Source organism: Laspinema sp. D2d (assembly GCF_025370755.1).
Lineage (GTDB): Bacteria > Cyanobacteriota > Cyanobacteriia > Cyanobacteriales > Laspinemataceae > Laspinema.
Genome location: NZ_JAMXFC010000028.1, coordinates 72,578 through 86,537, shown reverse-complemented (window position 1 = coordinate 86,537; position 13,960 = coordinate 72,578). Strand labels below are relative to the sequence as shown.

The following is a 13,960-nucleotide window of genomic DNA, read 5'->3' as shown; positions in this document are numbered from 1 at the left end:
GCAATCCCGTACCAAATCCGACGTGTTGTCGGGTCTGCCGCGAGGTCTTGGCTAAATTTTGGGAATTTTGTTGCCATGTCTTTTTTAGCTCCTCCTCGCTATCATCCTGAGACTGCAATAATGCGGGCCAGGAAGAATGCCCAGGTCGTCACAATACCTCCTAAGAGATAGTGAGCAACCCCAACCGCACGTCCTTGAATGATACTCAGAGCGCGAGGCTGAATTGCCGGGGCAACTTTCAGTTTGTTATGTGCCCAGACGATTGATTCAATCAGTTCTTGCCAGTAGCCGCGACCGCTGAACAGGAACATGAGGCTGAATGCCCACACAAAGTGAGCGCCGAGGAACAGCAGACCGTAAGCGGATAAGGCAGTTCCGTAGGATTGAATCACCTGAGAAGCTTGCGCCCACAGGAAGTCACGCAACCAACCATTAATGGTGATCGCACTTTGAGCAAAGTTACCGCCGGTAATGTGAGCTACGGAGCCATCAGGAGAAACGGTACCCCACACATCCGACTGCATCTTCCAGCTAAAGTGGAAAATTACGATGGAGAGGGAGTTGTACATCCAGAAGAGTCCGAGGAACACATGGTCCCAACCGGAAACTTGACAGGTGCCGCCACGACCGGGGCCGTCGCAAGGGAAGCGGAAGCCGAGTTCGCTCTTATCTGGAATCAGACGAGAGTTACGGGCAAACAGAACCCCTTTGAGCAGGATTAAAACGGTAACGTGAATTGTGAAAGCGTGGATGTGATGAATTAGGAAGTCTGCGGTACCGAGGGTAATCGGCATCATGGCAACCTTTCCACCCACCGCGACCACATCTCCACCGAAGGCGAAACTAGCCGGGGCTAGAGCATTCGGAGCGGTGTTACCGGGCGCCAAGAAGTGCAGGTGTTGCACCCATTGGGCAAAGATGGGCTGAAGTTGAATGGCCGAGTCCGAGAACATATCTTGGGGACGACCAAAGGCTCTCATGGTGTCGTTGTGAACGTACAACCCGAAGCTATGGAAGCCCAGGAACATACAGACCCAGTTCAGGTGAGAGATGATTGCATCACGGTGACGTAGGACGCGATCGAGCAAGTTGTTGACGTTCTTAGCTGGATCGTAGTCGCGCACCATGAAGATGGAGGCGTGAGCACCTGCACCGACAATCAAGAAGCCGCCAATCCACATATGGTGAGTGAACAGGGACAACTGAGTTGGGTAGTCGGTGGCAATGTATGGATACGGAGGCATCGAATACATATGATGGGCCACGATGATGCTCAAGGAACCCATCATTGCCAGGTTAATGGCGAGTTGCGCGTGCCAGGAGGTGGTCAGGATTTCGTAGAGACCTTTATGGCCTTCACCAGTGAAAGGACCTTTATGGGCTTCCAGGATTTCCTTCATGCTGTGACCGATACCCCAGTTGGTCCGGTACATATGGCCTGCGATGATGAACAGAACGGCGATCGCCAAGTGATGGTGTGCCGTGTCAGTCAACCACAAACCGCCGGTAACGGGGTTCAAGCCACCTTTGAAGGTGAGGAAGTCACTATAAACGCCCCAGTTGAGGGTGAAGAACGGAATTACTCCTTTGAAGAATCCCCAATCCACGCTCGGATAAAGCTGGGTCATCAAGCTCGGGTTCAAGATGAACTCATGGGGTAAGGGAATGTCTTTCGCATTCACCCCAGAATCCAAGAGCTTGTTGATCGGCAAAGAGACGTGAATTTGGTGACCCGCCCAGCCCAAAGAGCCGAGACCGAGTAATCCAGCCAGGTGATGGTTCATCATCGACTCCACGTTCTGGAACCATTCCAGTTTCGGAGCGCGTTTGTGATAATGGAACCAACCGGCGAACAGCATCAAGGCTGCCATCACCAAGGCACCGATCGCGGTGCAGTAGAGTTGAAACTCATTGGTGATTCCAGAGGCACGCCACAACTGGAATAAACCAGAAGTGATCTGAATACCGTGGAATCCACCCCCAACGTTGGCGTTTAAAATTTCTTGTCCGAAGATCGGCCAAACCACTTGGGCACTGGGTTTAATACCAGTCGGGTCGGTCAGCCATGCTTCATAGTTGGAAAATTTGGCACCGTGGAAATAGGCACCGCTTAACCAGATGAAGATTACAGCCAGGTGGCCGAAGTGTGCGCTAAAAATTTTGCGCGATACGTCTTCTAAATCGCTGGTGTGACTATCGAAATCATGAGCATTAGCGTGCAGGTTCCAAATCCAGGTGGTGGTTTTGGGCCCGCGAGACAAGGTACGGTCAAAGTGACCCGGTTTGGCCCACTTCTCGAATGAGGTGGGAACGGGATCTTTATCTACCGTTACCTTGACTTTTGCCTCTCGCTCTGGAGGGCTAATCGTCATCGAGACTCTCCTCTCTCTAGACAAGGACCTAATTTACATTTCACCCTAGGTGTTGCTCGTAATGCAACGGTTCACTACAAAAGGTGAGTGTTGGGTGACTTACAACTTTTTAAAAAACCTTTTAAGGGTTCTTAAGTTTGTTAGTTTAATCCAAACTCGGGATTTTGTGTAGTAACCGCTCTCAAAATCCAGCAAAATGCTGGTCTGTCGAGCAAGACAACCTTAGTGGCTTCTGTTCGTGCATTATAAGGCTACCTCGGTTATCTGAATGCACTGCTTAACAATAATTCAAATTAGCCAAAATTTAATCGGGGATTGGCTTTGTGTTTCAAAGGGTCGTTAAAAAGTCAAGAGGGTTGGGGATAAATTAACATAACTTAATACTTGACTGTAATCAGTTGGTAGGCGATGTAACTGGCGTACAATTGCAAGATGAGGGGATGTCGGGATTCGGGCGGTTTCCAAGGCATTTAAACCGGGAATCGGATTGTCTGCTTTGACTGTTGCAATCGCCTTTCATCTTCCCCTTGGGCAAATGGCCCATGATTGGTTTTATTTATGGAAAGACTTAACAAGTTTTCATAGTTGATCTCATATAGGAGAATTGCTAAGTGTTAGGTAGAAATTCGCGATCGCCTATTGTCAAATCGTTACTGTCTGCGATCGCCGTCGTCATTGTCCTTTTGGGCTTAGGGTCCTGTAGCGATCGCATCGAAGCCCCTCCCAACGTCGAAGCTTCCCAAGCGGTCCTCATCGACAGCGAGGCTCAAATCTCCGAAGTGTCTCCCCCGGAAGAAATTCAAAAACTCAGACTCGCCTTAGAACCCTATGAACCCCAAGTCCAGATCTTAAGCCCCAAACCCGGCGAAGTCCTTGAGGATAGTACCGTTGCTGTTCAACTCCAGGTGCGGGATTTGCCTCTGTTTAAAAATCAGGACCTCGGTTTGGGACCCCATTTACATCTATTTCTGGACCATCACCCCTATCAAGCCATTTACGATGTCCGGGAACCTATCGTCTTAACAGACCTAGAACCAGGGACCCACACCCTCCGAGTCTTTGCCTCCCGTCCCTGGCATGAAAGTTTTAAAAATGAAGGGGCCTACGCCCAAACCACGTTTCATCTGTTTGCCCCCAGCGAAGATAACCAACCGGATCCCACCCAACCCTTACTCACTTACAGCCGTCCTCAAGGCAGTTATGGTGCGGAACCGATTATGCTGGACTTTTATTTAACCAATGCGCCCTTACATCTGGTTGCCCAAGAAAACGCTACGGATGAAATTGCGGATTGGCGGATTCGGGTGACTATTAATGGAGAAAGCTTTGTGCTTGATCGCTGGGACCCAATTTATCTGAAAGGATTTAAGAAAGGGAAAAACTGGGTCAAGGTGGAATTCCTGGATGAAAAAGGCAATCCGGTCAATAATGCGTTTAATACAACTGTTCAGGCGATCGATTATCAACCGAAAGGCAAAGACACCCTATCGCGGTTAGTTCGGGGAGACCTGAAAGCATCGAAGGCGATCGTCATTGTAGACCCCACCTATAACCCACCTCCAGAACCTATCGCTGAACCGACCCCAGAACCCGCACCGGAACCCGCACCCGAACCTACACCCGAACCTACTCCGGAACCCACTCCAGAACCTGAGTCTCTGCTGCCCTTACCGGAACCAGAAGAGATGCCAGTCGAAGTATTCCCAGAACAATATCTGCCCATACCGGAGACTGTGGCCCCAGCACTTCCGGAAGAATCAGCGGAACTGGTGCCCGAGGAAATCCAACCGGAACCGGCGATTGTGGAACCGGAACCAGCGACAAAACCTGTAAGGCGATCGCGAATGGATAAACTGCGCGATCGGTTCCGTCGTCCCACTCCGGAACCCGCCACCCCCGTGGTTCCAGAACCGCAACCTGTGCCAGAAGTGATATCACAACCGAGTGAGACAGAACCGATAGAACTCACACCAGAACCCGTCACAACGGAAAGTGAGGTAGAGGTAACCCTCGAACCTATCGAATAACCTGCCACTTAGATAAAAAGCCCGCTTAAGCGGGCTTTTCCATAGAGTGAGAAAGAAGGTTTATAGCCAAAGTTGAGGCAAAACATCAGAGATTTAAGCAGAAACCCGGTTTCTGAACCCCTGCAACTTTTAACCTACACCCTCGGGATTGGCTACACAAGTTAGCTAAATTGTCAAGAGGCGGTGTTCAACAGCAAAAAAAACTGGTCACGCGAGAGAAAATCTTGTAGGCGATCGGGCATAGTATCATGGGAATCCTTGATGCCTGGGTTGCCAAACACAAAGGATATCATCGGGGTCTCTGGTTACTTTAGCGAATCCAAGACGGCAACTGTTTCTCTGGTTATTGGGGCTACCAAAGAGGCTGGGTTGATAAAGACAGACGACTCTGAATCTACCTCGACCCGCTATGCTCCCTATCTCTTTGGGCCTAAAACTGCTTTAACGCAAATCCCTAAAATCAGCCCTACAAGCCTGAAATCCTTATAAAATGAAGATAAAATTGCTTAAACGCAAATCCAACCTCTAACCATGAACGAAGCCGAAACCCCAGCCGAACTGATTCACCCCGCCCTCAAAGCCCCACTGTGGAGACTTATACCGGATAGCGGAATTGGTCGCGCAAGGATTGTCGCCGATCGCCGCATTGGTCACAGAAAACGGGCCCAGCCTAAAGGGGCCGATATGTGGTAGAGTATCGGCATCAGAAACCGGCTGTCATGGAACCCAGACAGGGTGACATCCTTTACACCCAAGGAGTACAGCAAGACTAAGCCGATCGCCTTCCAATCTGTTTCGCCTATGCCACCAACGGCGATCGCATTTCAGAAATCGACCTGAGTACCGAAGTAGAACAGGATGTAGACTGCTATAGCTATCCTTGCAGGAGTTGGAAGCCGATCGCCCTTGTCACCCAGGCTAGAATGACCGGGAGAATGCGGGCTACAGTGAGGGATTCGAGTCCCCGTTGGGCGAAACTCCAATAGAAGGCGCGATCGCTTGGGGGAGGGAGGGATTGGCAGTAGTCGGGGATGCGATCGGTGGGAAACAAGCCCCCATCCAGGAATCGTCGCATCCAGAATAGAGGTTAGTGATACAGGATAGAGCACCCCTCCCGAAGATGACAGAACAGGGGAGTTAATCAAGACGGCCCCATCGGGAGAGGGGGGAGATTCTCAGCAAGACTTGGGCATTGATGCGATGTCGGGGAACTATTTCAGCAAACTCCTCGAACTCCTCAACGGCGTCATTGTCGCCCACAACGAAGTATTCATCGGCAGCTAGGGTGAGGGAGTCTAGCTCATAGCGGGGGGGAAGGGTGATGGTTTCCAGGGGGCGATCGTTAATCAACGCCTGTCCCTGACGAATCTCTAGGGTTTCGTGAGGTAGGGCAATAATGCGGCGGGCATAAAAGCGCTCCTCACGATTGGCTAAGGTGTCAGCGCTTTTGAAGATAATGATATCTCCCCGTTGAGGAGTGCGATAGCGATAGGTGAGGTCATCGGTTAAAACCTGTTCTTGAGCCTCTAACGTGGGAGACATCATCACAGCAGTATTCATCCCCACAGTTACAACATTCCTATTCAATAACAGCCCGCCCAAGAACAGCATGACAGCAAGAGTCCAATTAAGCCAAAGGCGGGAAGGAGGAGCAAGGGTCAGTTGGGGGCTCTTAGTGTCTTCCCCAGCAAAATTTTCCCGCAGCAAGTCATGATAGAAGCGAAATCGTCCCCCCGATTGTTTCAGTAAACCCCGTTCACTGGCATAGGTTAAAAAGCGAGCATAGTTCCAAGGAATCACCTGATTTTGAAAAAGAATCCAGCGCAGTAAAACATGGTGAAGCACCGAGTTGAGTCCCCCACCAAACGCGCCCATTATTAATCCCATCCCTATTCCCGAGATGACTACTGTGGCTGGATTTCCCAACCGAGCCGCTTGTCCAGCCCTGAGTAACAAGTCATCTATCAATAGAAATCCCATCATCCAAATTGGAGTAGTTAGCACAGAGATAATTGCCGATTTCTTAAGAGATTCCCAAATCCCTTGATTGGGATACGATTTGACCTTAAGTTTCGCTTTTAGCCCGAAAATCAGCCCTCCAATCAGCCCGACAATCAGCCCTCCAATCAGCCCTCCAATCAGCCCGACAATCAGCCCTGAAATCAGCCCTCCAATCAGCCCTGAAATCAGCCCTCCAATCAGCCCTCCAATCAGCCCTCCAATCAAATAATATGGAATAGCAGCTTTGATATTCGACCAAGATAAATCAAAGTATTCTGTTAACTCTATATTATTTTTATCATCTTGAATCAGCCCTCCAATCAGCCCTCCAATCACCCCGAAAATCAGCCCGAAAATCAGCCCGAAAATCAGCCCGAAAATCAGCCCGAAAATCAGCCCTTCAATCAGCCTAGACCCCCAATTAAACCAACGTTTTTGTCTCGGAGTTTCCAACCAATCTGGCTGCATCTCCTCAATCAAGAACTCCGTCTGTCCTTGACGGCGGAGAATTTGAGCCAACCGTTGCAGATAGCGGCGACTGTCTTCCTCCGAATACCCCGAGTTGTGTTCCTGGGTCAGTTGTCGATGACTATAATCCTCAAAAAGCCGACGACGACAAGCCGATTCCCCCACTTGTTTTGGGCAATCTGGCACAATCGGCGCTGGATAAGCCCTGGGCATTAAATCCAATAACAGGGGGGTTTTCGCCAACTTGAGCCATCCCTGGGGACTCGCGTCTAAGACCTTCCAAAGATGACTGGCATTCCGGTGGTCCAAATAGTCTTGAATCGCTTTATTTTCGAGGGGCTTTAGCTCAACTGCTGTTCTCAGACTCAACTTTTCCGGACAATCTTTATAATTTTGAGACCGAGAACAGACGATCAACTTTTGATGTTGTTCTTTCTTATCCTCCTGCATGGAATTGATAGCCCTAATTGCTTCTGCCATGAAATCCTTGAGTTCATCCAACCCATCCAATAGAGGTAACAGGCGGTTACGATGAAGCCAATCTTGGCTCAGTTGAGGGTCTAACCCATATTTCAACTGCAATTGCTCTACCATCCAGCGATTCAGGGTGGCCGCCTCAATCGGTTTTCCAGAGGGTCGCCAGTCGGACAATTCAAAGATAATCGGAATGGGTTCTTCTTGAGGGTTTTCCTGAGCCCGTTTACAAAGGGTTTGCGCTAAACCGAGCAGTTCCGTGGTTTTACCGCTTCCGGGTTCTCCCAAAATCAAGAGTTGTCCCCCTACATCCTCTTGAAAAAAGAGTTTGGAGATAGAGACATCAAGGAATCGAGTCTTTTGTCCGACAACCACCTGAATCTGGCGAAATAACCAATGAGACCCTGGGGATTGTGGAAGTCCAGAAACGGGGATATGGTACAAATGGTCTAAGGAATCTTGGCGGCGGTCTTCAACGTCCTTGCTAATCCGCTCCAGTAGACCTTGACGCAATCGTGACTCCTCCTCCCGTTGTTTGGATTGTCCATAAAGCCACAACAAGTACGCCAACGCGGACAGACCAAAGCCTGTGCTTAGGCCGAAACTGACATAAACTGAATTGGGTTGTTGTTGGAGTTGACTCACCTCCACAGCATTCACCCAAGCCCCCAGGAGACCCGCCAGCAGTGCAATTCCGAGGACGATCAGTTTTTGCCTTCGGGGAGTTGCCCGTTCACTGCAAGCATTGATGGACAAGCCAAAAACAACCAATAAAATAGTGTTGAGAATCCACTTGAGCAGGTTAAAGAGTTCTGGGGTCATCGCGATAGGGGTCAGAGATGGGACATAACTCTATTGTTGCTGATTCTGACTACACTTGCAGCAACGGGGAGGGGACAGACTCAGTTGAGAAACAAAAAGCGATTCTCATTCCGAGCAGTTAAGATAGCCACAGGTAAAACTTGGAGGGAAAGAATCGTTCGAGGTACAATGTCTGAGACTAACAACAGATTGGCCTATGCGATCGCCTTGGCGGGGATATGAGAAACTGCAAATCGTTATACCCGGAAAGCAGGCCCGTATAATTTCCACCCCTCAAGCCAATAATTTTTACGGTATCATAACTGCATCCATTAGCTTTCATCCTCTAATTTTTGGATAATTTGTAAAATATTGTGCTTGAGTTCTGGTAAGTTGCGATCGATGACATCCCAGACTTCATCTAAATCGATTTGCAGATAGTCATGAATCAGAACATCTCTAAACCCTGCAATTTTCCGCCAGGGAATTGCTGGATAAGTCTGTCTCAACGAACTAGAAAGCCGCTTAACCCCTTCTCCGATTAATTCAAAGTTACGAATTACCGCGTCCTGAATTAGTCGAGACTCAATAAATTCTGCTTTTCCTGGTTGAGTATAAATCTCGATTTGTCCGATGCGATCGCAGATATCTTTTAGAAAAAATAAATCCTCGTTCACAATGGCACCGCATCTTTGAGAATACTCTCTCGACAAAAATCTCGCAAAACTTTAACCGTAGCAACATCTACTTTTCTGCCTAAAAGGTCTTGTAAATCTTGCATTAAGCCAATCCGATCTAAAAGATTGCGATCGCTTTCCATATCTACAAGAAAATCTACGTCACTATCCTCACGTTCCTCTCCCCGTGCTACGGATCCAAAAATTCGTAAATTATACGCTCCATGCTGAGTCGCAATGTTCAGAATTTTCTCGCGGTTTTCTTGAAGTAACTCTCTGAGACTTGTTGTCATAAATCTAGGGATATTTTTCATTTTGGAAACATTATAATAATAATGGGAGAACTTTGCAAGTATTATAAAAATATCGGCTCGTTTCATCTGGGTAGCAATTTTACCAGGGGTTTGAGCTTCTATTTACAAGGCTTTTTTGGGATAGCCGATCGCCTAAAAGCCCTATTCAATCAGAAGTCGATAACAGTGGATCCGGTTACCACCTCAATTGTAGTTATAGAGCTTTAACAACCGAATTGTGGATAACTGATCGCGCTCATGAATGGAGTGGCTCAAGCCTCATCCGATTCGGCGCAACGAGACCCTGGCCCGGGTCACCCTTCTAATCTGGATGCTGGCACGTCTGTCTCAGACCCGGGAGATATTTTAAAAAAAATAACAAAAATGGAAAAATGGGCAGTAAATATGAGAAAATAAAGATAGAAAAACCCAACAAATTTTGTAAATTCAAAAGAATTTTCGGTTCCAATTAAGGTTTGATTTTAGCCGATTTTTCTTAGATTGTATGGGTTATTTTTTTCGCGATCGCCTTCTAACTAGGACCGGAGACTTTCTAGTTTTGCCGTCTGCGATCACGAATATTTCATCATAACATCCCTAACCGTTTCTGCTTAAAACTATGGTTCAGTACACGATCGCCCAATCTCCTGAAATTATCTTGACCGTTTCCGGCAAAGATTCAGCCAAAGCCCGTGATAAAGCAATGGATCAACTCCTTGAAATGATGGATGAGGGGAAATTGCCTACCAAACTCTCGAACAAACTCTCTGAGGGATTTAGTCCTGATGAATTTATTGAAGTGAAAGAACCGGATAGCTTAGATGAAAGCAGTGATGATGCTTTGACAGAAGCGGTGCAAATTCTCAGTAGTTTAGTCACCCTCAAGGAAAAAGTAGATAAGTCCCATGCAGAGGCGCTGAAAGTGCGTGAGCAAATCGATATTCTTTTTCAGGACCGTCCGGTGACGGAGGAGGAAATCGCTAATCTCAAAGAAGGGTTTAAAACCCTGAAAACTTTTGCTCAAGCGAATCAGCGGTACCAAGCGGCGAGGGAACAAGCGGAAGAAGCGCGGACGATTCTTGATCGCGTCCTCAAATCTACCTCTGCTGAGTAACTGTAGAGGCAATAGAGGCGACTGTAAGGAATCTGGTCCGCAGTCGCTTCTATAATTCTGCGGGTAACCCGGGTTTAAATGGGGGAATGGCGATTGCCTGGAGGGGAGAAAGTTGATAGGATAAACGACACAGATGCTTAAGGATTGAGTTGCGATCGGTGCAAACCGGACGGGCATGAAATCCGAAGCTATCCCTAAATTCCACTTGTTGTCAACCCTGAGAGGGCGATCGCCTTGTTCACTACCATTCAAGAAAACTTACCCCTTTTATACGTCTTAGCGATCGGGCATTGTATCATGGGAATCCTCGCTGCCAGAGTTGCCACCCGGAAAGGATATCCTCGGGGTTTCTGGCTGATTTGGGGACTGATTGGCGGGACTATTGCCTTTATAACCGCTTCCCGTTTAAAACCTAAAACTGAGGTATTCTAGCCGGTGTAGGAGAGGCTTTCTCCGTATAGCTGTAGCCTTCAGGATATAGGGTTTTGCGGCATAAAAATAGCCCGCCGAAGCGGGCATTGATGAGTCATAGGGTAGTATTGAATCGGTTTTGAAAGGATTTACAGGGGGTCAAATACCTGACCCATCCAGAAACTCTTGAATCGCTTTATTATTAAGGTTACAATTCGGCGGGAGTTGTTCTAAAGAAAACTCTTCAGAACGAGCACCGACGAATACAAAAGAAGGTTTCTGGGGTTTCATATCTTGAACTTGCTGTTCGAGAGCTTCAATGCGATCGAGTAAACTGCGAATCGCCGAGGCTTCTGAATCAGGCAATTGACCATGTTCCAAGGGGTTGACTCGAACCCCGGAACGATAGAGAATCCGACCGGGAACGCCGACTACTGTACAATCGGAAGGAACATCCCGCAAGACCACAGAACCGGCCCCAATGCGGACATTATTGCCAATTTGGATATTGCCTAGCACCTTGGCACCGGCACCAACCACAACATTTTCCCCAAGGGTGGGGTGACGCTTGCCGGATTCTTTTCCGGTACCGCCGAGGGTGACCCCTTGATAAATCAAGCTATAATCGCCCACGATCGCCGTTTCGCCAATGACCACTCCCATTCCATGATCGATAAAAACTCCCCTCCCGATCGCTGCACCTGGGTGAATTTCAATCCCGGTGAAAAAGCGACCTAGATGAGAAATCAGGCGCGGAATGAAGGGAATGCCAACTTGGTTTAACCAGTGGGCGACACGGTGAAACAGCAGCGCTTGCAAACCGGGATAGCAAAACAAAACTTCTAGCCAGTTGCGTGCCGCTGGGTCACGCTCAAAGATAATTTGGAAGTCAGCTACAAGGGTATTTAGCACGCTTCGTTAGCACTCTCGGCAAATAGACCATTTCTTAATTGTACCGTGCTTCGACAAATCCGACCGATCGCCCCTGGATCCGACGGAGATTTAAGGGGAAAATGTTACTGATTCAGGATATTTCCTACAGGGGCTCTACCGAAGCTTTACTCCCGAACAGAAAGCCGATAGCGCCGTCGAACTCCCATTTCTTTAGTGCCTACCCAAATCTGATAGGTCCCTTGTTTCCAGTCCGTATCGGTGACTCGGGCATCCAGGGTTAATTCGGTATTATCGCCACAGCGAAAGATATTATCAGGACCTCGGATAATTAAAGTGGTATCCACACCTCGACTGTTGATTTCTACGGTTAACTGGGGAAAGTCAGCGCGTAATTCTAGGATATGATCGGGAGTTGGATCCCCAAATCCAAGACAAAGTTGGTTCTGGCGATCGCGCACGGTGGTGACGGCAGGAAGGGAAATCGAACCGCCGGTAAAACCCGAGACAACACCACGACTGGGTTGAAATCCCCGGGATAAAATAAGGGGTTCAAAATTGGCAGAGTTGGCGAAAGCGGGAATAACATGGAACGCCAAGGTGAAGGCGATCGCGCCGGTACATTTCCAGGGATTGATGCCATTGGTTACCATAGTTTTACACCCCTCTTGCATAATTGAAGAATTCAGCTTGCAGTTCTCTAGGGCTTCTGGTTAGGGAGGAGAAAGAGAACAATACCCCCGGTTTTTGCACCAGATTTGTTACTCAGGGGTGGAGATTTGATGAATTAATCAGGTTTGAATTCCTGGGGTATTCACCCCCTAGGGCATCCCTATCGGATTAAATCATCAGGACAAAAACCCGGGTTTCTGGTCCCAATTTGTTGCTAATAATCAGCATTGGGGTTTAAAAACCAGCTTTCTAACCCCTCCTGTATGGACGACACCCTAGGTCTTAAAATGTGCCAATAATGATGGAAATCGATAGTGGTGATTTCTATGTTAACCAATGCCCAAATCCGATAGCCCTCTCAATTATTTCCCTTAAATTGTCCTTATGTCTGTAATTGTCATGATAGTCGTCAGTTACCTGGCTTGGTTGCTGACTTCCTTGCTAGTGAGTATCCCAATCCTTTTGGTAGGGTCGATCCGCCTGCCTTTACAGGTGGGTTTGTTTGTCCTTTTTCTGCTAATTTTATGGACAGTGGAGGATTGAAGGGGACCAGAAATTTTCCCACTGTTGAGAATCACAGGGATACAATCTCGGACCCGATCGCCGGTTGTGATCCTCCCTTCAGTCTTTTATGTTCAACTCTTTAAACCGTAAGACCCTAAGAAATACTATGAACTGGTGGAAAAAGTTAAAAAAGAATCCCTTGGCTCGGTTAGGAGCTATTTTGTTATTGGTATTTTACTTAGCGGCGATCGCGGCGGAATTTGTCGCCCCTTATGATGCCTATGTTCCCCAACCCAATGGGGCGCTGTTGCCACCGACGCAGATTTACTGGCGAAATCAAACCACCGGGGCTTTTATCGGCCCTCATGTTTATCCCACTACCCAAGGGGCGATCGATCTGGAAACTGGCGATCGCGAACTCCTGGTAGATTTTGAGCAACCGTCCCGCCTCGGACTTTTTGTCAAAGGACCCGCCTATAAACTCTTTGGATTCATTCCCGGAGACATTCATCTATTTGGCACTAGGGGACCTGCACCCTTAAACCTGCTAGGGACCGACGATCAAGCACGGGATCAATTCAGCCGCCTGGTCCTCGGTGCGAGAATCAGCTTATTTATTGGATTAGTCGGAATTTCGATTTCCTTTCCCCTAGGAACCATTGTCGGCGGAATTTCGGGGTATTTTGGCGGCGCGATCGATAGTATCTTAATGCGCTTAGTCGAAGTCTTAATGACCATTCCCAGTATCTATCTCTTGGTCACCCTCACCCTAATTTTACCCGCTGGAATCAGCAGCGCCGAACGGTTTATTTTAATCGTAGTCATTACCTCCTTCGTCAGTTGGTCCGGACTAGCGCGGGTGATCCGAGGGCAAGTTTTGTCCATTAAAGAGCGAGAATTTGTCCAATCTGCTAAAGCAATGGGAGCCAAACCCCTGTATATTATTCTGCGCCACGTCATCCCCCAGACGGCGACTTATACGATTATTGCCGCCACCCTTTCTATCCCCGGGTTTATTGTGGCGGAATCCGTGCTGAGTCTGATTGGGTTAGGAATTCAGCAGCCGGATCCTTCCTGGGGGAATATGCTCTCCCTGTCTACCAATGCCTCAATTTTGGTATTGCAACCTTGGTTAGTCTGGCCCCCAGCCTTGTTAATTATTTTGACCGTACTAGCGTTTAATCTTCTGGGGGATGGGTTGCGAGATGCCCTTGACCCTCGGAGTGTGGAACGGTAACCAAAGTTATACCAAATC

Annotated in this window: 13 protein-coding genes; 5 read left to right on the top strand and 8 right to left on the bottom strand. The window is 48.2% G+C overall.

The window, feature by feature from the left end; all coding sequences use genetic code 11:
* Nucleotides 1-101 precede the first annotated feature (101 nt).
* Nucleotides 102-2,372 carry a photosystem I core protein PsaA gene (gene psaA / locus NG796_RS18275; RefSeq protein WP_261208314.1) on the bottom strand — a complete coding sequence of 757 codons (2,271 nt, stop codon included), beginning with the start codon at nt 2,370-2,372 and terminating at the stop codon, nt 102-104.
* A gap of 611 nt (nt 2,373-2,983) precedes the next feature.
* Here psaA and NG796_RS18270 point away from each other — a divergent pair.
* Nucleotides 2,984-4,399 (top strand): hypothetical protein, encoded by a 1,416-nt coding sequence (locus NG796_RS18270; protein WP_261208313.1) that lies wholly within the window; start codon nt 2,984-2,986, stop codon nt 4,397-4,399.
* Nucleotides 4,400-4,930: 531 nt separating this feature from the next.
* On the top strand, nt 4,931-5,092 hold the full coding sequence (locus NG796_RS18265; protein ID WP_261208312.1) for a hypothetical protein: 162 nt from the start codon (nt 4,931-4,933) through the stop codon (nt 5,090-5,092).
* Between the two features lie 181 nt (nt 5,093-5,273).
* On the opposite strand, the gene NG796_RS18260 is transcribed toward NG796_RS18265, so the two are convergent.
* The 4 genes from NG796_RS18260 to NG796_RS18245 form a co-directional block, all read right to left on the bottom strand.
* Entirely contained in the window at nt 5,274-5,474 is a 201-nt protein-coding gene (locus NG796_RS18260) for a hypothetical protein (RefSeq protein ID WP_261208310.1), read from the bottom strand.
* Nucleotides 5,475-5,536: 62 nt separating this feature from the next.
* On the bottom strand, nt 5,537-8,164 hold the full coding sequence (gene lepB, locus NG796_RS18255; protein ID WP_261208309.1) for a signal peptidase I: 2,628 nt from the start codon (nt 8,162-8,164) through the stop codon (nt 5,537-5,539).
* Between the two features lie 311 nt (nt 8,165-8,475).
* On the bottom strand, nt 8,476-8,820 hold the full coding sequence (locus NG796_RS18250; protein ID WP_261208308.1) for a DUF86 domain-containing protein: 345 nt from the start codon (nt 8,818-8,820) through the stop codon (nt 8,476-8,478).
* Entirely contained in the window at nt 8,817-9,113 is a 297-nt protein-coding gene (locus NG796_RS18245) for a nucleotidyltransferase family protein (RefSeq protein WP_261208307.1), read from the bottom strand. The genes NG796_RS18250 and NG796_RS18245 overlap by 4 nt, the downstream gene beginning before the upstream one ends.
* A gap of 619 nt (nt 9,114-9,732) precedes the next feature.
* Here NG796_RS18245 and NG796_RS18240 point away from each other — a divergent pair.
* On the top strand, nt 9,733-10,227 hold the full coding sequence (locus NG796_RS18240) for a hypothetical protein (RefSeq protein ID WP_261208306.1): 495 nt from the start codon (nt 9,733-9,735) through the stop codon (nt 10,225-10,227).
* A gap of 49 nt (nt 10,228-10,276) precedes the next feature.
* Here NG796_RS18240 and NG796_RS18235 read toward each other — a convergent pair whose 3' ends face one another.
* Complete coding sequence (locus NG796_RS18235; protein WP_261208305.1) at nt 10,277-10,432, bottom strand: hypothetical protein; 156 nt, start codon at nt 10,430-10,432, stop codon at nt 10,277-10,279.
* Between the two features lie 29 nt (nt 10,433-10,461).
* Between NG796_RS18235 and NG796_RS18230 the strand changes: the two genes are divergently transcribed.
* Nucleotides 10,462-10,659: a hypothetical protein gene (locus NG796_RS18230; protein WP_261208304.1), complete on the top strand. Its 198-nt coding sequence runs from the start codon at nt 10,462-10,464 to the stop codon at nt 10,657-10,659.
* 138 nt (nt 10,660-10,797) lie between these two features.
* Here NG796_RS18230 and cysE read toward each other — a convergent pair whose 3' ends face one another.
* Together cysE and NG796_RS18220 are read right to left on the bottom strand one after the other, a co-directional pair.
* Nucleotides 10,798-11,550, bottom strand: a complete 753-nt coding sequence (gene cysE, locus NG796_RS18225) for a serine O-acetyltransferase (protein ID WP_261208303.1) — start codon at nt 11,548-11,550, stop codon at nt 10,798-10,800.
* 146 nt (nt 11,551-11,696) lie between these two features.
* Nucleotides 11,697-12,182: a hypothetical protein gene (locus tag NG796_RS18220; RefSeq protein ID WP_261208302.1), complete on the bottom strand. Its 486-nt coding sequence runs from the start codon at nt 12,180-12,182 to the stop codon at nt 11,697-11,699.
* Nucleotides 12,183-12,871: 689 nt separating this feature from the next.
* Here NG796_RS18220 and NG796_RS18215 point away from each other — a divergent pair.
* A complete protein-coding gene (locus tag NG796_RS18215; RefSeq protein WP_261208301.1) occupies nt 12,872-13,942 on the top strand; it encodes an ABC transporter permease in 1,071 nt (356 codons plus the stop codon).
* Nucleotides 13,943-13,960: the final 18 nt, after the last annotated feature.